The sequence below is a fragment of the Paenibacillus sp. Y568 genome, from assembly GCF_059445545.1.
This window is the reverse complement of record NZ_JCAIUM010000004.1, coordinates 312,072-337,360: the sequence shown is the minus strand read 5'-3', so window position 1 is coordinate 337,360 and position 25,289 is coordinate 312,072. Positions and strand designations below refer to the sequence as shown.

The window sequence follows — 25,289 nt, the reverse complement described above, 5'->3', positions numbered from 1 at the left end:
GCATATGCTTAGTTTTTTTGCATAATCTTCCGTGATACACTTCGAAAAAACTCGCTTCGAAAGCATAATCCTTTTTCAAGCATATACTTCATAATTACCCTGGACTTGAGGTGAGCATGACCGCTACGGTAACAGATTGTCCTTACGATCGCTGTTGCCCTCAGATTTCTTTATTATATACCGCCTTTAGCGGTAGAAATCCGATGGCAAGATTATGCTTCCGATGTAGCTTTCCTAAGGAAAGCTTTTAGGCGACCGCTTCGCTTCTACAGGACAATTCCGCTCCCTTCGCTACTTCCATCATTACATTATTTCTACCAAGGGACAGATCTTGGTATATTTCAAGAAAACTATTTCATGGGCAGTATCTAAGTTTTTCAGAATATTCATTCTGTCAAACTCCAAAAGATCATTCTACACCTTGATCCTCTAAGTTTAAACTTCCGACGCATTCCAAGAGCATAAGGATTGAATTAAGCTATCGATGGTCGCTTCTTCCGCAATGCGAACTACGGATAGACCTGCTTCGATCGCTGTCTTAGCAGTAATTTCCCCAATACAGAGGATTTCAACCCCTTCTAGTCGCTTAATAGGGTCTTCAATTCCCATTCGTTTCAGAATGGCTATAAGATTGCTGACTGTAGAGGAGCTTGTAAAAGTAATAGCATGAATACCGCCCTCGTCAAACATTCTTAACAGTTCAACATCATCTTCCCCGGTCATAACGTTATGATAAGTAACCGTATCGGTTACTTCTAGTCCCATCTCTGTAAGCTTCTCAGGAAGCCACATTCTACCTTTATCTCCACGTGGTAGCAGAACCTTCTGTCCTGCCTTCAATCGATCCCCTAGCACCTCTACCATGCCTTCAGCTTGGAATCGTTCTGGGAGCTGTTCGGGGATTATAGAACGCGATTTTAAAGCCTTAGCAGTAGATGGTCCCACAGCTACAATCTTAGCCTGATGTAATGAACGGATATCCTTCCCTTGCTCTTGTAAATGCTGAAAGAAGAACTCCACGCCATTTACACTAGTGAAGAAGATCCAATCATACTCACCTATTGCTGCAAACGTCGTTTCTAAGTTTGATAGTTCAATCGGATCTGACGGCTTCACGATCTCAATAACTGGGAACTCGTAAGGTTCTCCACCTAGCTCTTCGATTCTATTCGCCAGCTCGCTGCTTTGCGAACGAGCACGGGTTACGAGAATTCGTTTACCGAAAAGCGGCATATATTCTGCCCACATCAACTTTTCACGTTGCAATACTACATCACCCACCACGATAACAGCAGGTGCTTGAAAATTAGCAGCTTTCACCTTTTCTTCTATATCTAGAAGAGTCCCGGTTAGCGTCTCCTGCTCAGCACGAGTTCCCCAACGTACGAGTGCAACAGGAGTACTCTCAAGACGTCCATTCAATATTAATTGTTTACTAATATATCCTATTTTGGCGACACCCATCATAAAGATGAGCGTACCCGTTGCATTCGCTAGCTTATCCCATTGAATCATTTTATCAAGTTTGTCAGGGCTCTCATGTCCTGTAATAATTGAGAGTGAAGAAGCCATATCACGGTGAGTCACAGGAATACCCGCATAGGCTGGAACACTTATAGCGGAAGTGATACCCGGAATGATCTCATAACTGATTCCATTTCTTCTAAGCAGTTCTGCTTCCTCTCCAACACGTCCAAAAATAGTAGGGTCTCCCCCTTTCAGCCGAGTCACCGTCTTACCCTCAAGTGCAAGATCGACCAACAACTGATTAATCTCCTCTTGCTTCATCGTATGACGGTCTGGAAGCTTACCAACGTACACCTTCTCTGCACCTGGCTTCATCGATTGTAACAACCGTGGATTTGCCAAACGGTCATACACAACGACATCTGCCTTCGTGATACATTTCAACCCTTTGACTGTAATAAGACCCGCATCTCCCGGTCCGGCTCCCACTAAATATACTTTCCCATGAATGAATGACATTTCGTTATCCCCTTACTTGTGCCAATATATTCTCCGCCCCTTGAGCAATTAACTTCTCTGCAACTTCCAGTCCAAGCTTCTCTGGTTGTGATCCTGTTAAGGTCTCTTTCAAAATGATATCCCCATCAGGTGACCCGACCATACCTGTTAATTGTATAACTTTGGCACCCGTTTGGGAAACATCTGCTGGATCAGTCACCCACACCGCATGTGCACCAATTGGCACCTGACATCCACCATTCAGAACGCTTAGAAACTTCCGTTCAGCCTCTACCGTTAACGAAGTAGCTTCATCATTATAAAGAGCCAGAAGCTTACGCAGCGATTCATCATCTTCACGACATTCAATCCCTAATGCACCTTGACCTACAGCAGGAAGACACACGTCTACCGCAAGATACGATGTGACACGATCTTCCCAACCCATGCGATATAGACCCGCAGCTGCAAGTAGAATAGCCTGAAACTCCCCATTCTCAAGCTTACGAAGACGAGAGTCGATATTACCTCGGATGGATTCTAATTGGAGATCAGGACGATAAGCCTTAAGTTGACTAGAACGTCTTAAACTACTTGTACCCACTTTAGCCCCTTGAGGCAATTGGTCTAGATTCAATCCTTCTGTAGAGATAAGACAATCACGTGCATCTACCCGAAGTGGAACTGCGCCGTTGATCAGCCCTTCAGGCAACTCAGACGGCATATCTTTCATACTATGTACAGCCATGTCGATTTCTTTATCCAACATTGCCTGTTCAATCTCTTTAACAAACAGACCTTTACCGCCTACTTTTGAAAGAGTCACATCCAGAATGCGATCACCTTTTGTAATAATCTTCTTTACTTCAAATCGAAAATCCATCCCATGCTCATCGCTAAGTTTCTGTAACGCATCAATCACTTGACCTGTTTGTGTTAAGGCTAGTGCACTTTGTCTACTACCTACAATAATTGTCCGCATTCCTTATGCCTCCTTATGATTTACAATCCATTGTTCTATTTCAGTATCACTCCACTCCCTGAAGGCACCTCGTCTGATGTCCTCGAGAATGGGTTGTTGGGCTAATGATCTAAATAACTTATGGCGTTGCTCAGGTGATTCTACCCGTTTCTTTATTTCTAAACGCATCAGATGAAGGAAATCCAGATAACACTCATATTCATCGCCATATGCCTCATCCAAGTTCTTGCACAAACTTTTTGCTACCGAAGGACCAGCACCATCAGTGGACACAGCAATAGTAAGTCGCCCACGCCTCATGACTGCCGGGTTAATAAACGTACCCATTTCTCCATGACTCGCAACATTGACGGGAATTCCGTTCAACTTCGCTTCTTCTGCTATTTGCAGATTCATCGCCTCATGACCCGTTGTAGCATGGACGAGCCAATATCCTACAGTATCTCCCTCATCAAATGCACGTGGTATCCACTGTATACGGTTAGTTTCATATAACATGAATAACCCCTGTGTAAGTTGTGGGCTAATGATCGTAATCATAGCTTTTGCTTCAAGGAGTGATCTAGTCTTTCTTTCTGCAATCATCCCTCCACCCACAACCAAGCAGGGACGCTCTTCACAATCTAACAGTATAGGAATATAACTTGCCATATTATCGATTACACTCCCGTCCACCAATGAAAATTCGACCACGAATTCAGCAAGAGATTTAAGACAATAACCGCATAACCAATTAATGCCCATTTAGACATCGTAACACCTGAATTTTGTTTTGATCTTCTTTTGACAAAATAATATATGAAGACGCCTAGGCCAATGAATGTTGTCAGGACTTTGGAATCTAACAGCAACTCCAATCTCCCTTCAGCAATAATGGAGAGTACCGCTACAATTAATGATATTGCTAAAAGCGGAGTCCCTATCAACATACCATAGTAAGACAACTTATCCATCATTTCAAGACTAGGCAGACGTCTCATCGTGTCATTCCATTTCTTGTTTTTCAACTTTTTGTGAAGAAATAGATACATCGCTGCAAATACAGCAGACACCGTAAATGACACAACGCTTAAATTAGCTAACACGATATGAAACAATAACAATCCATGCACACCTTGCCAATTACTCAACGGGTTATTACCCGAGTCAAACCACAAGTGATTAAACACAAGAGCGCAGAAACCAATCACACTGAACAATAAAATCGTGAATTCGGATTTCCGAAAGAAACTCATTAGTAATGATGCAACCACTAGAATAAATGAAAACATGAACAAGAAATCGTAAAGCGTGACTATGGGCACGATAACTTCCTGCCAAGTACGCACTCCAAGTACTGTGCATAATAACACTAACACAATAATAAGAAGCCCTGTGCCCATCCGCTTCGCACTCGAATTGCGACGAATGCAATCCCAGAAAAAAAACAGAAGGCTCAGGGCATAAATATAAATGCCTGTATCATAAATTTTACTTACTAACCACATATAATTCACCCACCTTTATAGGCCGGCAGGCATCAAAGATGCCTTAGAGAGTGAGGATAGGATGTCCGAAGATTTACTTGATGTACTTACAACTTGAGGTTTAGAACCAGAGACCCGATCTTTGTCGTTATCCTGTTCGTGCATTTGATCTTCTAAGGCAAATATCTGCGTAAAGAAATCCAGAGCCTCATTTCCTTGCTTCTCACCCGTCATTTCCTTAATTCGATTAATCGGATCATGCATCATTTGATTCACGATACTTTTGGTTAACCGACGAATGACCTTCCGTTGATGATCATCCAGTTCTGGAAGCTTATTGAACAAGCTTTCCATAGTCTCTTCATGAATCGTATTAGACTTCTCTTGCAAAGCACGAATAGCAGGTCTAACGCCAAGTGTCTTCAACCACTGATGAAATACAGCGATCTCTTCCTTAATCATAATTTCAATCTTAACCGCTTCAGCACGGCGCATCTCAAGATTGCTCTCCACGATCCCTTCCAAGTCATCGATATCATATAAAAACACATTATGAATATCGCCTATAGCAGGATCTATGTCTCTTGGCACAGCAATATCAATCATAAATAGCGGGCGAGATTGTCGATTCTTCATGCTCTCCTTGACCTGCGAAGAAGTTAATACATAATCTTTAGCTCCCGTAGAACTAATAAGAATATCCACTTCATCCAAACGACTGATAGCTGTCTCAAGGGTGCATGGCGTACCATTAAACTTAAGAGCTAGTTCCTGTGCTCTCGCTAGCGTACGGTTAGCTACAATGACTTCATCTGCACCGTTAGCATACAAATGTTTCACCGTTAATTCGCTCATCTTACCTGCACCAAGAATGAGTACCTTTTTGTCTGTAAACAACCCAAAAATACGCTTTCCAAGTTCAACCGCAGCATAACTTATGGAGACAGCACTTTCCCCAATATTGGTCTCGGAATGAACCCTTTTGCCTAGCGTTACGGCTTGTTTAAACAACATATTAAACCAAACACCTGTTGCATTATTCTGTTGCGACTGTAGAAAAGCGTTCCGAACTTGACCTAAGATTTGCGTTTCACCCAGAACCATCGAGTCTAAACTACATGTCACACGGAATAAATGAGAGATAGCCTGTTCATCTTCATATATATAGAGATGATTTGTGAATTCTTCACGCGAAATACCGAACCATTGTTCCATAAAACTTCTTATAAAATAGCCGCACATGTGTAGTCGATCAACGACCACATAAATTTCTGTACGATTACAAGTCGCAACAATGACACCCTCTAAGACACTCTTAGTAAGCTTCAATTGGCGCAGGGCTTCCGGTAGATCTTTATCTGCGAATGTAAATTTCTCTCTCACTTCCACAGGCGCCGTGCGATAATTCAACCCTACAACGACGATGTGCATTACGATGTCACCTGCCTCAGTTAAAATGAAATAATTGAACCGTTTAAAGTGGTGTATATCGAACATTCAAACAATTAATTTCAGAATCAATATGTTAATTATATCACACTTGTTCGACACACCATGTCGATTTTATGACATGTTTATGAACCCATATTTCTTCCATTAGTGTTAGTAGTATCTTCATTATCTATACTTCTCATCCTGTACCCGAATCCTAATCTGAAATTAGCTTATCCAATTTTTGACCGAGTTGATCTAATTGATTCGCTTGGTTCTTCATAATATGATGGCTTCCATCTACAAGAAGACTATAGATCGGTAAAAGTTCCGCAAATGATGTGCTATATTCTACTAATTGATCTCGTTCATTCTGTTGAAGCGGTCGTTCTCCACCAATCTGCCAACTGGTAATCTTATTCACCAATTCTTCAATAGCAGGTAACCGATTCAAGTTATTCTCCCCAAATGTTTTTACCATTCGTTCGTGACCAAAGTGTGCTGAATACGCTGCTAGCTTAAGTCCATTCAACTGTTCGGTAGTATCCATATGAATTACATCCATTAAGGATGAGTTCAATATTTCCATCTGAAAATGTACAACTTCAAAGAGCATTTGACCCGCATCTTCTTGTTCCTCATGTTGTGGGTTGAATATCCGATACCCTTGATACACTAAACTCCCTATTAACAACAATATGACACATAGGAATAAAATGTCCCTATTCTTTTTTCGTTTCATTCACAACGCCCCCTTATACATGAATACCTATGTAATAGTGTATGGGGCTTTAAAAAAACAAATAACCATGGACGTCCATGGTTATGTTCTAAACGATATGATAATGACGTTATTATACGAGCTCGACTGGTTGCATTTCTGGTGTTTCTACAGTCATTTCTCCTAAACCACGCACAAGCTTTTTAGCAAACGTTTTTTCCGGTTTCAATACGGATACCAGGTAATCAATAGCCAATTGTGGATCAACTGTTTCTCCACAGGTATAACAATCAATGGCTGCAAAACCTCTCTCAGGGTAAGTATGAATCGAGAGATGACTTTCTGACAACAATACTAGCACAGTAGCACCTTGTGGTTCAAACTGCTTAGATTGCACGGACATAACCGTTGCTCCACACGCCTCCGCAGCCTCCACCATGTGATTCTGCAAAAATTCGGCACTGTTAAGCATTCCAAAATCGACACCCCAAGTATCTACAGCAACGTGTCTTCCGAAAGTCGAATATTCCATCTTTCGGTTTCCCCCTTCCTAGGAATAAAATGTTTGAAAAATTTCATCCGCTAGGACCTACGTCATTCACTTCTCGAGGGATAAATCTCTCGTAACATAATGTCCTGAGTGAATCCTGGTTCCTAATATTCTTTTCAACGAGATTAAAAATAACATCTATTGGAATGAATTGCAATACTTTTTTTAAGAATTTCAAATTTATAATATGCTCATAAATAAAAAAGGGAACTCTTTTCGATAGTCGAAAAAAGATCCCTTTGTTAACTAGATATATCAAGCTTCCATTGCAAACCATTTCGCACTACCTAATCGAAGCTTCTCATCAATGATTTGAATATCATTAGTGCTATTAGCTTTGTTCCGTTGATCTAGCCAAAAGTTAATATCCTTGTAAGTTGCAGAAATTTCTTGTTCAACTTCTTTAGATTGAAATAATTGTTCTAGATCTGCCAAGTCATGTTTGTGTTCAAACACTAAGCGACTACCTTCAGAGGTCATTTCCTCAATTCGTTGAACCGATCCATGCGTATAATAATACATCATTGTGAATCCTTGATAAATACGATTCACCTTACCATCACCTTTACAAGTCATGAATAACGTACGAACCGCATTTGTCAGTCGAGGGTTCACCAAGCGGCATGACAACTCACAGAGGTATACACCATCCTTGCATACAATAGGTAAATGAACTTCCTCCCCACTCACGTCCTCGAGCACGATCTCTTGCTCTCCACTGCCTAACACTAACACTTTAGGATGTACATAGCAGTGTTCCATCGATTGCAGAAACTGATTCATTTGAAGTTCTGTTAATTGTAATTTGGCTTTTACATATTCTGTGGCTAACCGCTGAGCCATAAAAATCTCCTCAATTCTTTGTTTCAATACTTAGTATTATTATACAGCACAATTATAATAAATTTCTTGTCAACAAATCATTGATTTTCCACTAAATTTCATAAAAAATCCGATTAATCCCGATTGTATTATGAATTTCATATAGGATGCTCACTTTCATAGCTGAAAAACGCTGAATACCTACGTCATTCATTGAAATATAAGATCCCTACGCTTCAGGAAGATCGTCTTCATTCTCTGATGTAGGCATAGTGTGAGCTTCAATGATACTCCATAACTCATCTTTACCCAATCCAGTCTCAGATGAAAACAAAACCATCGGATGGTCAATTCTCAAACTTAAGCATTCTTTCATTTGTTTAATCTGTTTCGCCCAACGACTACGCGGAATTTTATCTGCCTTCGTTGCAACTACACAGACGGGCATATCATAATGGGAGATCCAATCATACATAATCACATCATCTTTGGACGGCGGATGCCGTAGATCCACAATCAGTAACAGCAATTTTAAAGTATCTCTTTCTAATAGATACCTTTCAATCATTGTACCCCATGCCTGCCGCTGTGTTTTGGAGACTTTAGCGAAACCATAGCCTGGGAAATCCACAAGATATAATAGATCATTAATACGATAATAATTTAATTGCTGTGTTTTACCTGGCGTGGAGCTTGTACGAGCCAAGTTCTTACGATTGATCATTTTGTTAATGAGTGACGACTTACCCACATTGGAACGCCCTGCCAGAGCAATCTCTGGCAAGGCGTCCTCCGGGTATTGATCAGGGCCAACAGCACTAATCACAAACTCGGATTTAGTAACTTTCATAATTATATAATTCCTCTCTAGTGCACTCCCGTATGTTCCACAAGCGCATGTTGTAGTACCTGGTCCATATGCGACACAGGTATAAATTCTACTTCATTCTTTATGCTGTCAGGAATCTCACTTAAATCCCGTTCATTATCTTTAGGGAGCAGAATTTTTTTGTAGCCTGCACGATGGGCGGCAAGTGATTTCTCTTTCAATCCACCTATGGGTAACACGCGTCCTCGCAAGGTAATTTCACCTGTCATAGCCACATCCTTGGATACGTATTTCTTTGTCAAAGCAGATATTAAGGCCGTTGCAATCGTAATTCCTGCTGAAGGTCCATCCTTAGGTATAGCTCCTTCAGGAATATGAATGTGAATATCATTTTTCTCATGAAAATCAACTGAGATACCTAGCTCTTCTGATTTAGAACGAGTATAACTAAAAGCTGCTTGTGCTGACTCTTTCATCACATCACCTAGCTGGCCTGTTAACGTTAGTTTACCCGAACCTGGGACAACTGTCACCTCAATCATTAGCGTCTCTCCACCCACTTCAGTCCAAGCGAGACCTGTCACGGTTCCAATCTGATCCTCAAGATCAGCCACACCATGACGGAATTTCGCAATACCTAGCTCATCCTTAAGATCATCGGGTGTTATGGTTGTTATGGATTGATGTTGTGATACGATCTTCTTAGCTGTTTTACGACACAAAGAAGCAATTTGCTGTTCTAAATTACGAACCCCTGATTCTCGCGTATATTCACGAATGACCTTTAATAAGGCTTCCTCTTCAATCTGCAGTTGATCAGGTTCTAATCCATGGTCACGTTTCTGCTTAGGCAATAAATATCGCTTCGCGATCTGTAACTTCTCAAGCTCCGTATATCCCGGAATATGAAGCACTTCCATACGATCGAGAAGAGGTCTTGGAATATTGTGTATCGCATTTGCGGTAGTAATAAACATGACTTGAGATAAGTCAAAAGGAACCTCTATAAAATGATCGCTAAATGTATTGTTCTGCTCGGGATCTAGAACCTCAAGCAACGCAGAGGATGGATCTCCTCTAAAATCAGCTGCCATTTTATCAATTTCGTCTAGAAGGAATACCGGATTTATAGATCCTGCCGTTTTCATTCCCTGTACAATGCGACCTGGCATCGCACCTACATAAGTACGACGATGTCCTCTAATCTCGGCTTCATCCCTTACGCCACCTAGAGATATCCGCACGAATTGCCGTTCTAACGATCGAGCAATGGAACGTGCTAAAGATGTCTTACCCACACCTGGTGGGCCAACTAAGCAGAGGATTGGACCCTTCATCTTCTTAACAAGTTTCTGAACAGCCAAGTACTCGAGAACACGTTCCTTAGGTTTCTCAAGACCATAATGATCCTCGTTCAGGATATCTTCTGCTCTCTGAATATCAAGGTCATCCTCAGTCTTATTACTCCAAGGCAAACTCAACAGCCAATCCACATAGTTACGGATCACTCCGCCTTCTGCTGAACTTGCTGGCATCTTCTCGAGACGATCAATTTCCTTATCAACCTTTTCTTTCACTTTATCCGGAAGATCTTTCTCCTCCATCAGCCCACGAAGTTCATCCACTTCGCCAGCACGGCCTTCCTTCTCTCCTAATTCTTTCTGAATCGCCTTCATTTGTTCACGCAAATAATATTCCTTCTGGGTCTTCTCCATTTGTTTCTTAACCCGTTGGCTAATTTTACGTTCCAATTCAAGCACTTCACGCTCGTTATTTAGGATATCAAGTAACTTCTCAAGCCGTTGATGTACATCAATCGTTTCTAATATTTCCTGTTTATCTTTAATCTTGAGCGTTAAATGACTCGTGATCACGTCTGATAAGCGACCTGGTTCCTCAATATCTGAGACAGCAGCCAACGTCTCTGGCGTTACCTTCTTCGATAAATTAATATAATGTTCGAACTGAGTAAGTACGGTCCGCATCAATGCATCTATCTCAGGATCATCACTTTCCTGCTCTGGAAGTTCACGCGCAATAACCTCGTAATACTCCTCGTTATCTGTATACTGAAGAACCTCCGCTCGTTCCATTCCTTCTATTAACACACGAATAGTTCCATTTGGAAGCTTTAGCATTTGTCTTACTTTCGCTACTGTACCGATCCGAAATATATCATCTTGAGTTGGTTCTTCAATGTTCACTTCAGATTGAGAACAAAGGAGAATCAAGTTATCATCTATCATTGCTTTCTCCAAAGCCTTGACCGATTTCTCACGACCCACGTCAAGATGAAGCACCATGCTTGGGTATACAAGAAGTCCTCTCAAAGGCAATAACGGAAAACGACGACCTTTGGGTTTACTAGTCCCCATCGCTTTCGCACCTCCATTTGCTCTCTTAGGTTATACATCTTCACTATTTTAGCAAATAACATGTTGAAACACCAATAAAACACTGATTTTAAAAACTCCCCGAATCCGTTACTTGACCTGGCCGCGCTAATTTCGCGTGAAGATATGATGAAGGGACTTCCGTATAACCATCCGTAATCTCAGGGAGCAAGGTTTCTTGTAGATTATTCACCAATTCCTTGCCAAAGACATGCTGGAATACTTCCTGAATAGATTCTACTGGGATAACTTTTAGTCCATTAAGATCCTCAAATAACGATTGCCAATTTTCCTTTGGAATAATAACCGTCGTTGCACCTGCCTGGAATGCAGCTTCAACTTTCGCAATAACGCCGCCAATAGGTTTGACCTTTCCATGAATGCTAATCTCTCCAGTCATAGCAATACGATGGTCAATAGGAATCTGCTTCACTGCAGACACAATTGCTGTAGCCATAGCTATTCCTGCAGATGGACCGTCAATGGGTGTTCCTCCAGGAAAATTGATATGCAATTGATAATCGTTTGAATCTAGGCCCATTAAACGAAGGACGGTAAGAACATTCTCCACGGATCCTTTTGCCATACTTTTACGTCGGATGGTTCTTGAACCTCCACCGATCTCTTCCTCTTCAACTACTCCAGTAACATTAAAGGCACCCTGCCCCTTAGCCACTGGCGAAGCAGATACTTCTATCTCCAGTAACATCCCCATGTTAGGGCCGTACACGGCAAGCCCATTGACTACACCTATTTGTGGGTACGTGGCGATTTTTCGATCAGGGCGAGGTTGAAGTTGACTGCTGTTCGCAACCCACTCCACGTCGGACGCTTCTAATGAATCCCTCTTCTCCGTAAGAGCTAATCCAGCAGCAAGCTGAATAATATTAACAGCCTCTCTTCCGTTCGTAGCATAGTGTTTCACTACTTCTACTGCAGAAGGACACGGTGTAAGGCCAATTTTTAGAATAGCATCCTCAGCGATAGCCCCAATCTCTTCTGCTAACAAAGGTCTGAAGTAAATTTCCATACAACGAGAACGAAGCGCAGGAGGAATTTCTTGCGGAGAACGTGTCGTTGCCCCTACAAGACGGAAATCAGCAGGCAATCCATTTTGAAAAATATCATGAATGTATGCTGGTGTATTATTGTCCTCGGAGTTATAATATGCACTCTCCAACAAAACCTTGCGATCTTCTAGCACCTTTAATAACTTATTTAATTGGATAGAATGTAATTCACCAATTTCATCGATAAACAAGATCCCTCCATGCGCTTTAGTTACTGCACCTGGTTTCGGTTGTGGAATACCTGCAACGCCCATTGAGCCTGCACCTTGATATATTGGATCATGAACAGACCCAATCAATGGATCCGCAATACCACGTTCGTCAAAACGAGCTGTTGTTGCATCAATCTCTGTAAATTTTGCATCACTTTTAAATGGAGAAGAAGGGTTCTTCTTAGCTTCCTGTAGAACTACACGTGCTGCAGCTGTCTTCCCTACACCTGGAGGGCCATATATAATGACATGCTGAGGGTTCCCACTACACAATGCTGCTTTCAAGGCACGTAGTCCATCCTTTTGTCCTACGATATCCTCTATGGATTGTGGTCGTGTTTTCTCTGCAAGAGGTTTGGTAAGTGATACAGATCGAAGTTTCCGTAATTTCTCTAACTCCTTTTTCGATTCTCTGTCGACTGCTGAACGGTTGGTCTTCTGACCACGCAATAGATTCCAGAAGTAAATACCGATCACAACACCGAAGAACAATTGAACTAACATAAATATCATAGTAAAATTCATGGTCATCCTCCCGTTTCTTTAACTAGTATTAGGTTAATACTTGATAGTATTGCCTTTTCCTCTCCCAATAAACGCAAAAAACACAAAAAAGAGCTATAGTCCCCATTCATCAGGGCTTTAGCTCTCTTCTTACAAAATTATGATTGATGTTGATGATTACGGCCAGGAATTTCTCCTGTTGCTTCGAATACTTCAACAATATGATCTATTTCTTTCTTCAGTTCACTAACCAGATCAGCTTCAGGGACCTTACGGATCATCTCTCCATAACGGAAGAGCATTCCTTCACCTCGTGCTCCTGCAATCCCAATATCTGCCTCACGAGCCTCGCCTGGACCATTTACAGCACATCCAAGAACCGAAACCTTAATAGGCACCTTCAATTTAGAAATATATTCTTCAACCTCGTTGGCAATAGAGAACAGATCTATGTCTAGTCTTCCACAAGTAGGACATGAGATCAACGTAGGAGCGTTAGAGATTAATCCGAATGACTTCAGAATCTCACGCGCTACCTTTATTTCCTCTACTGGATCTGCACTAAGTGAAATGCGTAAGGTATTACCAATCCCCATAGATAATAGAGCTCCGATACCCGCAGAACTCTTTATTGTACCCGAGAATAATGTTCCTGCTTCTGTAATTCCGAGATGCAATGGATATGGAATAACTTCTGCTGCCTTACGATAAGCCTCAATAGCCATCGGTACATCTGACGCTTTTAGGGAAACGATAATATCGTGAAAGTCTAGCTCTTCCAAGATCCCAATGTGAAAAAGAGCACTCTCAACCATGGCATCCGGTGTTGGATAGCCGTATTTCTCAAGCAAATGATTCTCTAGAGAACCTGCATTGACACCGATACGGATGGGAATACCGTGAGCTTTACAAGCTTTAACAACCTCTTCCACTTTCGAGCGACGACCAATATTACCAGGATTAATACGAACTTTATCAATCCCATTCTCAATAGCTTTCAAAGCTAATCTATAATCAAAATGAATATCCGCAACAAGTGGAATATGAATTTGTTTCTTTATTTCCTTAATAGCATCTGCCGCTTCCTCATTGTTAACGGTGACCCGCACCATTTGGCAGCCTGCTTCTTCCAAGCGTAATATTTCAGCAACTGTCGCTTCTACATCCGCTGTCTTTGTTGTACACATACTTTGAATGATAACATCATCGCTTCCACCAATAACTAGGTTTCCAACTTTCACAGGACGTGTGTCTTTTCTTGAAAACATGTTTACCTCCCCTTAACGCTAAAACTCCACCCCTAACCCCAAACGTCAAAATTTGCACGGTATAGGGTAGAAGTGGACCTTCGGCAATCGCTTTATAAAGTCCTTTAGGATGTTGTTCCTTTAGGCGCTTTCTTCCTGCTTCTTACTATCATTACCGTTTCCTTCTTTGTCAGCATGTAGTTCAGGAATGATCTTATCTTGAACTACCTTTTCAGTAATGACACATTTCTTGATATCATCACGAGATGGAACTTCATACATCACATCAAGCATGATGCCTTCGATAATGGCTCTCAAACCACGAGCACCTGTATTACGCTTAATAGCTTCCTTAGCTATAGCTACCAAAGCTTGTGGTTCAAATTCTAGATCTACATTATCCATTTCTAGAAGTTTCTCATATTGTTTAGTCAGAGCATTCTTCGGTTCAGATAGAATGCGAACGAGCGTATTCTCATCCAAAGGCTCCAAACTTGAAATAACAGGTAAACGACCTACAAATTCCGGAATTAGACCGAATTTCAAAAGATCTTCAGGAAGAACCATCGATAAATATTCTCCTTGTTTCAGATCCTTCTGAGCATCTCCACCTGAACTAAAGCCGATGACTTTCTTACCAATCCGACGTTTAATTAGCTGTTCTAATCCATCAAATGCACCACCGCAAATGAACAATACGTTTGTAGTATCAATCTGGATGAATTCTTGATGAGGATGCTTACGTCCGCCTTGTGGTGGTACAGAAGCAACTGTTCCTTCAAGAATTTTTAGAAGGGCTTGCTGTACTCCCTCACCTGATACATCACGAGTAATCGATGGGTTCTCTGATTTACGAGCCACTTTATCGATTTCATCGATATAAATAATGCCTCGTTCTGCTTTCTCTACATCATAATCTGCAGCTTGGATAAGCTTAAGTAGAATATTCTCAACATCTTCACCTACATAGCCTGCTTCTGTTAAAGAAGTAGCGTCTGCAATAGCGAATGGAACGTTTAGAACTTTCGCCATCGTTTGTGCAAGTAATGTTTTACCAGATCCCGTAGGACCTAATAAAAGAATATTACTCTTTGTTATTTCTACATCGTCAATCTTACTTTGTGTGTTAATCCGTTTGTAATGGTTATACACAGCAACAGACAACGACTTCTTCGCTTGATCCTGTCCAATAACATATTGATCAAGAATATCGCAAATATCTTTTGGTTTCGGAATATCTTTCAAGTCCACTTCTTCCTCGTGGCCCAATTCTTCCTCTACAATCTCTGTACATAACTCGATACACTCGTCACATATATAAACACCGGGACCAGCCACTAATTTACGTACTTGCTCCTGGGTTTTACCACAGAAAGAACATTTTAATTGCCCTTTCTCATCATTAAATTTAAACATATTACCACCCCTTAAGATTTAATCGGTGAAGAGAGAACCTGGTCAATAAGTCCGTAAGACACCGACTCTTCGGCGCTCATGAAGAAATCACGATCCGTGTCCCGTTCGATTTTTTCGAGGGGCTGACCTGTACGTTCAACATATATTTGATTGAGCTTTTGTCTCGTTTTAATAATCCAATCGGTGTGGATCAGAATATCTGACGCTTGCCCTTGAACTCCACCCAAAGGCTGGTGAATCATCACTTCACTATTGGTCAAAGCATATCTCTTGCCTTTTGCCCCAGCAGTTAGTAGTAAAGAACCCATACTCGCAGCCATTCCCACACAAATCGTGGATACATCCGGCTTAATGAATTGCATTGTATCGTATATACCCATTCCCGCTGTAACAGAACCACCTGGTGAGTTAATGTACAAGCTTATGTCTTTCTCAGGGTCTTCAGCCGCAAGGAATAATAACTGTGCTATGACGAGATTGGCAACATCATCATCAATGGCATTACTTAGAAAAATAATGCGATCCTTAAGCAATCTGGAGTAAATATCTGAAGATCTTTCTCCCCGATTGGTTTGTTCTACAACCATAGGTACTAGACTCATTTGTCCAACCTCTTTTCCATTTAAAGATAGAGTTTATTGCTTTCAACAGTATTTTACCATGTTAGAAGCACGATGTCATTTTTTCAACTTTAATATTGAAATTCCTTTTTCAAAAAAAATATGTATTTGTAAAAACATCCAATCACGATATGTTTTATCCATAATTTGGATGCTATAAGTTGAAAATAAGGCACGTAAAAAAATACGTGCCTTATCATCTGTATGGCAGCCTAGGCAGCAGCCTTCTTATTTATCTTCTTCAGTTGATTCTTCTACAACTTCTACAGCAGCAACTTCTTTGCTGTTAGTTAGCAAGAAATCAATTGTTTTACGTAGTGAAATTTCTTCACGTAGGCTATTCAATGAACCATTAGCTTCTAGAACACTACGAAGTTCTTCTGCAGAACGTTTGTAGGAATCAGCCAATGTGTTCAATTCATTCGTAACGTCTTCTTCTGTAACTTCAATGTTCTCTGCTTTAGAAACAGCTTCAAGAACCAAGTTGTTACGAACACGTTTCTCAGCATCGCTTGACATTTGTTCTTGTAGATCTTCAGTAGTCTGACCTGAGAAGCTTAAGAACATTTCAAGGTTCATACCTTGTGCACGAAGACGATTATCGAAATCACGCATCATATTTTGAACTTCGCTAGCGATCATTGCTTGAGGAATTTCAACTTCTGCTAATTCAGAAACCTTATCCACTACAAGACCTTCTTTAACACCTTTTGCTTCTTGATTTTTACGAACCTCAAGTTGTTTGTTCAAGTCTTCTTTGTACTCAGCCAATGTTTCGAATTCACTAACATCTTTAGCAAACTCATCATCCAATGCAGGAAGTTGTTTGCGTTTGATTTCATGAATTTTCACTTTGAAGATAGCTTGTTTACCAGCTAAGTCTTCTGCATGGTAAGTATCTGGGAATGTTACTTCAACGTCTTTAAGATCGCCTGTAGCCAATCCTACAACTTGCTCTTCAAATCCAGGAATAAATGTGTTACTTCCTAGTTCCAATGAATAATGTTCTGCTTGTCCGCCTTCGAAAGGAACACCATCTACAGATCCGTCAAAGTCAAGAATCGTGATATCGCCATTCTCAGCTACACCCTCTTCAATAACAACTAGTTCTGCATGACGATCTTGTAAACGAGTCAATTCTTCATTTAATTCTTCTTCAGTAACTTCAACCTTTTGTGTTGGTACTTCTACACCAGTGTATTGACCAAGTGTCACTTCAGGTTTTACAATTACTTTTGCTTTGAATTTAAAAGTCTGACCTTTTGCAAATTGATCGATATCAATTTCCGGACGATCTACAGGGAAAATATCTGTTTCGTCAACAGCCTCTGTGTAAACTTCTGGAAGCAAGATATCAATAGCATCTTGATACAAACTTTCAACACCGTAACGTGATTCAAAAATAGAACGTGGAACTTTACCTTTACGGAATCCAGGTACATTTGCCTTCTTAGATACTTTAGTAAAAGCTTTATCAAGTGCCTCGGTTACACGCTCTGCTTCTACTTCTACTTCAAGAACCCCAAGGTTCTTCTCTATTTTTTCCCAGGTTGCTTTCATTTTATGCTTTCCCCTCCAAAAATATTTCACATGATTTATCATTATCTACATAATTTCACGCACAGAACAACCATTTTAGTATAAACAACATTGAATTCTTTTTCAAGAGCAGGGGTACCTCAAGATACTAAATAACTATGGCAATTTTATTACTTGTTATTACTTAATCTGCTACACCATCTGAAATAAATTGTCTCAGAGTCCGATACACCTGTTCAAATTGAAAACGAATATTTTCTGTAATCCCATACACAGCACGTGTTTCTTCTTCATTTCTGTCCCCTGTCAGACTTTCCGATACAATCTGATGAAGTGCTGCTGCCCAAATATCCAAATCTAAATCTTCATCTACTATTAATAAAGATTGATAAATACTTGTTCCATATATAGCTTTAATAAACTGTATCCATAACTCTTGTGCAAAATAATAAAGCGTAGGTTCCTGAACTTCCGTATGTTGTGCAACCCGATCTACAATGTGCTGAACGGCAATCGGAAAGTCGCTATCTTTCAGTGGAACATTGTCAATCTCAACTTCAACTTGTTCCTGACCGCGCATAAAAGTAACGTACCCCAGCATACCTCGCTTATGAAGCGTCTGTAGGACACGATACTGTAATAGTGGATGCATCTCTGTATTCTGCAACCATTTCGTCAGAGCCTCATCGATTAGATCACCATTCAAATAAGAAAGCTGTTCTAAGGCCAACATGGTTTGTTCTGACAAAGGTTCATGCATGATGGTGTGAAGTAATTTATTAGCATACTCAGCGTCTTCAGCAAGCTTACCTTGAACTCGAAGACGAGTTAGATCTTCTTCATCGAAATCATTATCTTTATCCATAGGAGAATGTTCATTATCTTCTCCCGTTATATATTGTGGGAACGCCGTTTCTAACCATTCAAGTAACGCCTGCCATTCGTCCACGTGTCGTTCTTCCTGCCCTTGGCATTGAAGCAGAAACCGAAGTAGATCCATTGCTTCTCCATATCGTTCACTTTCCAGCATGACTGTAAGTTGAATCTGGTAGTAATCCAAAGTCTTCGGAAAAAGTACAAGATTGTCTTTAGCTGGCGTGTTGGTGGTGTCGTTTATAATTGCCCCTCCTCTCTTTCATTTTTCCGTTAATTCAAATTATATCACACCTGTTCCAAGAAAAAAAAACGCCGTTCACTCATCAGAGGAATTTTTTTTCATAAATATATCTTGCTATTATGTGTTGCCCATGATATATTATTAATTGTTCGTTTTTCGCGTCTCAGTAGCTCAGCTGGATAGAGCAACGCCCTTCTAAGGCGTCGGTCGGGGGTTCGAATCCCTCCTGGGACATATAGTAAGAGGATCTCCAATATGGAGATCCTTTTTTTGTGTCCGGAGGGTGAGAATCCCCAATGGGGGGGGCGTCGGAGCATAATCATCGTTAGCATGCACTTCGCAGTCTCGACCATAGGGAGAGTATCCCTCCTGGACATACACAACAAGGGGTTCTTTTCTACGAAAGCAGAAAAGAACCCCTTGTTGTGTACTAACTTCTTAGGTTGTCATCTATTGAAAGATAGCATTAACAATCAAGTAAATGGTGGTTGACACAATGAACACCGTCGAGACGGAAGACAAAGTTAAAAAAAACACTTTATACTTCTGTTCTTGTGCACTCTCAACATTGGAAATTCTCATAAAGCTCCTTTCATTACCAGTTAAAGCTACCTTATTCCTGATCTGCTTTATTATCCGTTCTGTACACGACTAGGATGGTGCTTCTTTGGCGTTCTGTTTTAGATATACTGGACTTAACGACCGATTCATAACAGATGTTAATCACTTGTTCTTCTTTTAAACCCGCTAAAAATTGATTCGCCTTATTCTCAGCATAAGAATTATCTGAATCCACGAACTCTTTCACTTGGATCATATTAAACTCTCCTTTGTTGGTTTTGCAACCTATTATTTCTCTGTATCGCCATAATTCATAAATTTAATATCCTTGATTCTTACTTTCATGGTACCAGAGGGTACGATAAATTCATATGAGTTATCTATTTTCGTCATTAATAGCTGCAATCCAATCGGTGACAGAAATGAAATCCAATTCTTACTCGGATCCGTCATGTGCGGAAACACAACCGTGTACTGATCTTCATAACCATCTTCTTCGTAACAAAGAGTTACTTGACTCCCAATGAGCACCATGGAGTTTAATAACTCTTGGCTGCCTTTAGGAATGATACTCTCAAGTGATGTTGTATACATTGAAAGGACTTGATCCATTCTAATCCGTTCTTTCAGATCGTGGGGTATATATCTTTTAAGGAAAGATTGCTTCTCTTCATCAAAGAATACAAGCTGATTCACCAACTGGGTATTAGAACCCTGATGAATAGTACTATGGTTCATAGTAGATTTCCCCCCCTGTCAGTTGCTTCTTCCTTTCTGATCCATGATAGCGCTTCATCATAATAATCCCTCCATAAACATATAGACCTCGTGTAAGGAGGCCTCCATTGTATCTTATCAAATATTTACTTTTATTCCAATGAAAAAGAACACCTACGAATCATTAAATTTACCCATTAGTGAAACACATACTCTCCTTGCCCAATATGAATCGTTTTACCTCTCAATTCAGGAGATTCCGTACTAAAAACCAATTGGCTTAATTGTTCTGTATTTCCCTGCTGAAATAGAAATGTCTTATCTCCAATGCCAAGTGTCACAGAATGGGCCTCAGACGAAATACGAGTGAGGTTAAATACCTTGCTCCAATGTGCCGCAACAATAGAAGGCTCAGACACCGTAAAGACTGCCATTTCGATTGTAACTTCCCCTACAGGATGAGGCTGAATTACTCCCGTTTCAGTTAGCTTGGTCAAGCGTTCGTCATCTGTTCCTATCCACTGAATAATAAATGGGTATACCAATCCATGAAAGTCACCATGAATAGTCATCATGCGCCATTCAATCCATTGTCCCTGTGCGTTCATTCGTCTACCATCTATAATCGGAGACAAATCTAAACCCTGTAATCTTAATGATTCAGCCGTTTGGTCGATGTCATCTGTGCGAATAGCCACTCGACTTAGACTTTCATGGTCAGGTAAATTCGTTAGAGAATCCTTGACGATGAGGTTTGAAGTGTCCGCCTTCGTTGCTAATTCACGGTCTTCAATTCCTAGAAACTCAATATAAGTCAAATCAAAATAGCTTAGTGCATTATAGGTACCCCATTGTTTATGTGAACCACCATGAAAAGCCCTCAATCCATGATTCTCAAATGTACGAATAGCATCGCTCAAATCATTCACATAATGCACGGTATGATCCCATTGTAATTGTGTCATTCATGAACCGCTCCTAACTCTGTTGTTCGTTTAACAGCTGCTAGAACACTTCGTTGAAGTCCTGCTGCAAAGTCACTGTTATTCAATTCGTAAAGTGCATGCATCCCTACTCCACCAGGTGAATTATTAATATCCAGTAATTGACGAGGATGTAGCTGAGTGTGTCTTAACATCTCTACCGAACCGGCAACATTCTCGAGAGCAACTTGCCAAGCTTGCTCTCGAGGCAGACCAGCCAGTACCCCTGCATCCGTTAATGATTCAATGAAATAATAAACATAGTTAGGACCCGCAACGCCATAACCTGTAAAAATATCAATCAAGGATTCACTCAAGTATTGTACTTTTCCAAATCCATTCAAAAAGGCACCCACCTGAATCTTACTTGCATAATCATTTAATGCTGCTCCGCTATAACCCAGCCCTGTATCCGTTAGTGTATTAGGGATCACTCGAATGATCGAACGTTCCCCACCCATATAACTAGCAAGTTTATTTAGAGTTACTCCCGCAACAATCGAACATACTGCACTTTCCTTGGAAGAATATTGTTGAATAAGACGGCCTACACCAGCCAAATCATCCTGAGGTCTAACAGCAATTACGATAAGGTTCGCCTTCGCAAGAGCGCTCTCTTGAGCATCCGATGTTTGAACACCATAGGTTTCACTTAGGAATCGGAGACGTTCTTCATGGATATCGCTCACGCTAATGTGGTCTGCTGCTATCGCTTGGTTCTTAATCATTGCGCGGATGATAGCCTCAGCCATTTGACCTCCACCCACAAAATGAATATATTCCATAGTCATTTCAGTCACTCCTTAGTTATTCTCCCATGCCTCTGGTAAAATAAATCCATCATATTTCTCTTGGGAATCAATATATTCTTCAAATTCCTTGGACTCATAGGCTGCTTTCAGATCCTTAGCCCATTGTGTATTCTCATTCGCCTTATTAATAGATACAATAATCCGATGTTCTAATGGCGTATTCTCAATTTTAAGTGCTTCTGTAATTTTTCTGTTCGCATTAGCAATGTAGTTCCCGTTCACAACACCATAATCCACATCTTGTAGAGATACTAAGATCTGCGCTGGATCTAATACTTTAATATCGATAGCGAACTTATCGGATTCCACACTATTTAAATTAAAATCCGTTGTCCCAGCATCCGCCTTTACTTTAACCCATCCTAGGTCTTCCATAATTCGAACAGCACGCTCTTGGTTAACAGGATCATTCGGTACAGCCACTGTAGTTCCGTCCTTAACATCATCTAATGTCGTGTGATTTACGGAGTAAAGGCCTTGTGGTGCTCCCGGTACGTAAGCGATATTAATCATATCCGCCTTGATCTCTGCATTAATTCCTTCCATATAAGCGGTACTTTGAAAGATACTAGCGTCAATAGATCCTTCCTTCATAGCTGGATTAACCTGCATATTTTGTGAGAACGTTTTGATATCTACCTTGTACCCCTCTTTCTCTAGAATAGGTAGAATTCCTTTTCGAAATTGTTCCTCGTATGTACCTACGCCAAATCCAACCTTAATTTCTTTCTTCTCTTGCCCAGCTGTATCTTTATTTTCACACGCTCCAAGGATCAATACCATTCCTACTAATGAAGCTAATACTAATTTTTTCATCATCATACGTTCCCCTTTTCAAATATAGAATCATGTAGCTGTTGTAATGCCTCATCCGTCACATTAACAGGGATAGAACAATTAGGTGCTAGTATAAAAGGTTGATTAGCCATAATTCTTAAGGCTTCATGAGCTTGAGCGCGAATACTCTCTATATCATTTGAGGCGAATAAGCTGTGGTCAACACCACCCACTTTCGTAGGTCTAAGTTTCCCATCCAGATACATATTACCAGCCGCTTGTGTATCCCAGCTTATTCCTTCAATTGGATAGTCATTAAAACGTTCAGGATGCGAGTACGCACCACATGTGTGTAAAATACGCCTTCCATAATGCGCTGCATCTAGAACGATAGAATCATAGGGTCTAGAGAACTCGTTGAAATCCGCTTCATGTAATAAGTCAGGATGAGCCGTCCCCGTAGTTGCATAGAAAACACCATCTATTCCACAGCTCCCTAATTCCTGCACATAATCTGCTAGAGTCATCGAGATGGCATGTAATGCATGATGCACACCTGCTCTGTTCTCTGTTATTAAGGATGTAAGATTGATCTTATTATCACTACCATAGATGGTCTCTGAGACATAAGCAGACTGTCCGATCAAGAATAGTAATATGGTCAGTGGTGAAAAGATCGTCTGTATAAGCGGCGTATCTGGAAGCCCCTGTCTAATCAGCTTAGCGGCCTCTAATTGTTCTATTAAAGGAGCAGATTGGGTAGCTCGTGTCACTTCGATATTCCATACATCACGAGCTGTTTCTATGGCTGCTCTCGTTTGCTTAGGAAACACTGACCTATAGTCATGTAAATCGTATGTATTACCCCATACTTCTGCATAGTAGGTTGCTCGTGGATTTATTTTGACCCAGTCCCAATCGAATTTCTTCGTATAGGCTATCGTAGCTTCTGCAAGATCACTTGCATTGTGCTCTTTATCCAGAATGTGACGCCATCCACTTACAATGGGTCGATCTGCAAGTTCACCTGATAGTAGAGCTTCAAAACGTTCCTTCTTGTTCCATTCACCCATTTAATGTTCCCCCCAGCATTGGATTTGCTTCCTTAATTCCGACTTAATCAATTGGATTAATTAATTGGATGATACCACGGTGTAAAATATATCGTCAATATTTAAAAATATGACTTATAATTCACAGCATAGTTGATTTAGTTCTTTTCATAATCTTAGGAAACGATATTGACAAAAGTTCTATTGTAGAGGTAACATAACCATCAAAATATAAAGCATATCGGATAACTCAGAATTGTAATATAATTATAGTTAATGAGTTTATCTAACCATATAGAAATGAGGGTCATCCCATGACTAATGTACCTTATATAGAATCGGATCAAGCATTATCCCAACGTTTAATTGAAGTTCGACGTAATCTCCATCAAGAACCTGAATTATCCAATGAAGAATTCAAGACGACTGTAAAAATTCGCGAATGGCTAGCAGAAGCTGATATTCGTATACTCGATGTTCCCCTAGCAACCGGGGTTATCGCAGAAATTGGTACTGGCGAGGAACCGATTATCGCAATCCGTTGTGATATAGATGCGTTACCAATCAAAGAACAAACAAACTTACCCTTTGCTTCAGGAGTAGATGGAAAAATGCATGCTTGCGGTCATGATTTCCATACGGCATCCATCTTAGGAGCAGCTTATCTATTGAAATCCCGTGAATCAGAGTTAAAAGGGACGGTTCGCGTCTTATTTCAACCTGCTGAAGAAACAGGTCACGGTGCCACTTCCGTGTTAAATTCAGGCGGTCTTGATCGTGTATCTGCTATCTTTGGTCTTCATAACAATCCTGACTTACCCGTTGGAACATTTGGCACCCGAACAGGGGCATTAACAGCAGGGGTTGATCGGTTTGAAATCAGCATTAAAGGTAAAGGAGCCCATGCTGCATTCCCAGAGAATGGTGTAGATAGCATCGTAACAGCATCGCAAATTATACTTGCCTTGCAGACGATCTCTAGTCGAATCACAAGTGCCACGGAACCTGTAGTTGTCAGTGTGACAAGAATAAGTGGTGGTAATACGTGGAATGTCTTACCCGAAGTCGTTGAATTAGAAGGTACCGTCAGAACCTATGATGAAGATATACGTCGCCTCATTCCAGAGAAAATAAAACAGATTATTCAAGGAACAGCTGCTGCTGCTGGAGCAGAAGCTGAATTACATTGGTACCCAGGTCCCCCTGCTACCATTAACGATGGGGATTGGGCAGACTTCAGTAAAGAAATTGCAGCCCTTGCCGGTTATAAAGTACTCGATTTATCACCTCAAATGAGTGGTGAAGATTTCTCTTTCTACCTACAGAAAATTCCGGGAGTATTCGTAAATATCGGAAGTAATAGTGCTTATGGACTCCATCATCCTCAATTCGACGTAGATGAAGATGCTATATTACCAGCTTCACACTATTTCGCATTACTGGCAGAATCCGCATTAAAGAAGCTTACCTAACGTAATACTGTACCTTATTTCAACGAGAAGC

Annotated in this window: 23 protein-coding genes and 1 tRNA gene; 2 read left to right on the top strand and 22 right to left on the bottom strand. The window is 40.7% G+C overall.

Annotation, left to right across the window (positions count from 1 at the left end; genetic code table 11):
- Window positions 1-435: 435 nt before the first annotated feature.
- The 16 genes from cobA to AC1D7X_RS08405 form a co-directional block, all read right to left on the bottom strand.
- Window positions 436-1,977, bottom strand: a complete 1,542-nt coding sequence (gene cobA / locus AC1D7X_RS08480) for a uroporphyrinogen-III C-methyltransferase (protein ID WP_495455311.1) — start codon at window positions 1,975-1,977, stop codon at window positions 436-438.
- A 13-nt stretch (window positions 1,978-1,990) separates the two neighbouring features.
- Window positions 1,991-2,947, bottom strand: coding sequence for a hydroxymethylbilane synthase (gene hemC / locus AC1D7X_RS08475; protein ID WP_495455251.1), 957 nt, complete (start codon window positions 2,945-2,947; stop codon window positions 1,991-1,993).
- Between the two features lie 3 nt (window positions 2,948-2,950).
- Window positions 2,951-3,598: a precorrin-2 dehydrogenase/sirohydrochlorin ferrochelatase family protein gene (locus AC1D7X_RS08470; protein ID WP_495475004.1), complete on the bottom strand. Its 648-nt coding sequence runs from the start codon at window positions 3,596-3,598 to the stop codon at window positions 2,951-2,953.
- Between the two features lie 8 nt (window positions 3,599-3,606).
- On the bottom strand, window positions 3,607-4,434 hold the full coding sequence (ccsA, locus tag AC1D7X_RS08465; RefSeq protein ID WP_495455249.1) for a cytochrome c biogenesis protein CcsA: 828 nt from the start codon (window positions 4,432-4,434) through the stop codon (window positions 3,607-3,609).
- A gap of 15 nt (window positions 4,435-4,449) precedes the next feature.
- Entirely contained in the window at window positions 4,450-5,844 is a 1,395-nt protein-coding gene (gene hemA / locus AC1D7X_RS08460) for a glutamyl-tRNA reductase (protein ID WP_495455248.1), read from the bottom strand.
- A 217-nt stretch (window positions 5,845-6,061) separates the two neighbouring features.
- Window positions 6,062-6,586, bottom strand: coding sequence for a hypothetical protein (locus tag AC1D7X_RS08455; RefSeq protein WP_495455247.1), 525 nt, complete (start codon window positions 6,584-6,586; stop codon window positions 6,062-6,064).
- A 112-nt stretch (window positions 6,587-6,698) separates the two neighbouring features.
- Complete coding sequence (gene speD / locus AC1D7X_RS08450; protein ID WP_495455246.1) at window positions 6,699-7,097, bottom strand: adenosylmethionine decarboxylase; 399 nt, start codon at window positions 7,095-7,097, stop codon at window positions 6,699-6,701.
- A gap of 273 nt (window positions 7,098-7,370) precedes the next feature.
- Complete coding sequence (locus AC1D7X_RS08445; RefSeq protein WP_495455245.1) at window positions 7,371-7,958, bottom strand: non-ribosomal peptide synthetase module; 588 nt, start codon at window positions 7,956-7,958, stop codon at window positions 7,371-7,373.
- Between the two features lie 208 nt (window positions 7,959-8,166).
- Window positions 8,167-8,787: a ribosome biogenesis GTP-binding protein YihA/YsxC gene (yihA, locus tag AC1D7X_RS08440; RefSeq protein ID WP_495455244.1), complete on the bottom strand. Its 621-nt coding sequence runs from the start codon at window positions 8,785-8,787 to the stop codon at window positions 8,167-8,169.
- 17 nt (window positions 8,788-8,804) lie between these two features.
- Window positions 8,805-11,141: an endopeptidase La gene (gene lon / locus AC1D7X_RS08435; protein WP_495475003.1), complete on the bottom strand. Its 2,337-nt coding sequence runs from the start codon at window positions 11,139-11,141 to the stop codon at window positions 8,805-8,807.
- 88 nt (window positions 11,142-11,229) lie between these two features.
- On the bottom strand, window positions 11,230-12,966 hold the full coding sequence (gene lonB / locus AC1D7X_RS08430) for an ATP-dependent protease LonB (protein ID WP_495455242.1): 1,737 nt from the start codon (window positions 12,964-12,966) through the stop codon (window positions 11,230-11,232).
- A gap of 137 nt (window positions 12,967-13,103) precedes the next feature.
- Window positions 13,104-14,213, bottom strand: coding sequence for a flavodoxin-dependent (E)-4-hydroxy-3-methylbut-2-enyl-diphosphate synthase (ispG, locus tag AC1D7X_RS08425; RefSeq protein ID WP_495455241.1), 1,110 nt, complete (start codon window positions 14,211-14,213; stop codon window positions 13,104-13,106).
- 120 nt (window positions 14,214-14,333) lie between these two features.
- Window positions 14,334-15,608 (bottom strand): ATP-dependent protease ATP-binding subunit ClpX, encoded by a 1,275-nt coding sequence (gene clpX, locus AC1D7X_RS08420; protein ID WP_495455240.1) that lies wholly within the window; start codon window positions 15,606-15,608, stop codon window positions 14,334-14,336.
- Between the two features lie 11 nt (window positions 15,609-15,619).
- Window positions 15,620-16,210 (bottom strand): ATP-dependent Clp endopeptidase proteolytic subunit ClpP, encoded by a 591-nt coding sequence (gene clpP, locus AC1D7X_RS08415; protein ID WP_495455239.1) that lies wholly within the window; start codon window positions 16,208-16,210, stop codon window positions 15,620-15,622.
- A gap of 246 nt (window positions 16,211-16,456) precedes the next feature.
- A complete protein-coding gene (tig, locus tag AC1D7X_RS08410) occupies window positions 16,457-17,788 on the bottom strand; it encodes a trigger factor (protein ID WP_495455238.1) in 1,332 nt (443 codons plus the stop codon).
- Window positions 17,789-17,951: 163 nt separating this feature from the next.
- Window positions 17,952-18,716, bottom strand: coding sequence for a hypothetical protein (locus AC1D7X_RS08405; protein WP_495475002.1), 765 nt, complete (start codon window positions 18,714-18,716; stop codon window positions 17,952-17,954).
- A 328-nt stretch (window positions 18,717-19,044) separates the two neighbouring features.
- On the opposite strand from AC1D7X_RS08405, the gene AC1D7X_RS08400 reads away from it, so the two are divergent.
- A tRNA-Arg gene (locus AC1D7X_RS08400) sits at window positions 19,045-19,118 on the top strand.
- A gap of 379 nt (window positions 19,119-19,497) precedes the next feature.
- On the opposite strand, the gene AC1D7X_RS08395 is transcribed toward AC1D7X_RS08400, so the two are convergent.
- The 6 genes from AC1D7X_RS08395 to AC1D7X_RS08370 form a co-directional block, all read right to left on the bottom strand.
- Window positions 19,498-19,701, bottom strand: a complete 204-nt coding sequence (locus AC1D7X_RS08395) for a sporulation protein Cse60 (RefSeq protein ID WP_495455236.1) — start codon at window positions 19,699-19,701, stop codon at window positions 19,498-19,500.
- Window positions 19,702-19,733: 32 nt separating this feature from the next.
- Window positions 19,734-20,183 carry a GreA/GreB family elongation factor gene (locus tag AC1D7X_RS08390; RefSeq protein WP_495455235.1) on the bottom strand — a complete coding sequence of 150 codons (450 nt, stop codon included), beginning with the start codon at window positions 20,181-20,183 and terminating at the stop codon, window positions 19,734-19,736.
- A gap of 176 nt (window positions 20,184-20,359) precedes the next feature.
- Window positions 20,360-21,127, bottom strand: a complete 768-nt coding sequence (locus tag AC1D7X_RS08385) for a VOC family protein (protein WP_495455234.1) — start codon at window positions 21,125-21,127, stop codon at window positions 20,360-20,362.
- Window positions 21,124-21,936 (bottom strand): pyrroline-5-carboxylate reductase family protein, encoded by an 813-nt coding sequence (locus AC1D7X_RS08380; protein ID WP_495455233.1) that lies wholly within the window; start codon window positions 21,934-21,936, stop codon window positions 21,124-21,126. Before AC1D7X_RS08380 ends, AC1D7X_RS08385 begins: the two co-directional genes overlap by 4 nt.
- Before the next feature lie 12 nt (window positions 21,937-21,948).
- Entirely contained in the window at window positions 21,949-22,779 is an 831-nt protein-coding gene (locus AC1D7X_RS08375; protein ID WP_495475001.1) for a MetQ/NlpA family ABC transporter substrate-binding protein, read from the bottom strand.
- Complete coding sequence (locus AC1D7X_RS08370) at window positions 22,776-23,807, bottom strand: uroporphyrinogen decarboxylase family protein (protein WP_495455231.1); 1,032 nt, start codon at window positions 23,805-23,807, stop codon at window positions 22,776-22,778. Before AC1D7X_RS08370 ends, AC1D7X_RS08375 begins: the two co-directional genes overlap by 4 nt.
- A 293-nt stretch (window positions 23,808-24,100) precedes the next feature.
- Between AC1D7X_RS08370 and AC1D7X_RS08365 the strand changes: the two genes are divergently transcribed.
- On the top strand, window positions 24,101-25,258 hold the full coding sequence (locus tag AC1D7X_RS08365) for an amidohydrolase (RefSeq protein WP_495475000.1): 1,158 nt from the start codon (window positions 24,101-24,103) through the stop codon (window positions 25,256-25,258).
- Window positions 25,259-25,289: the final 31 nt, after the last annotated feature.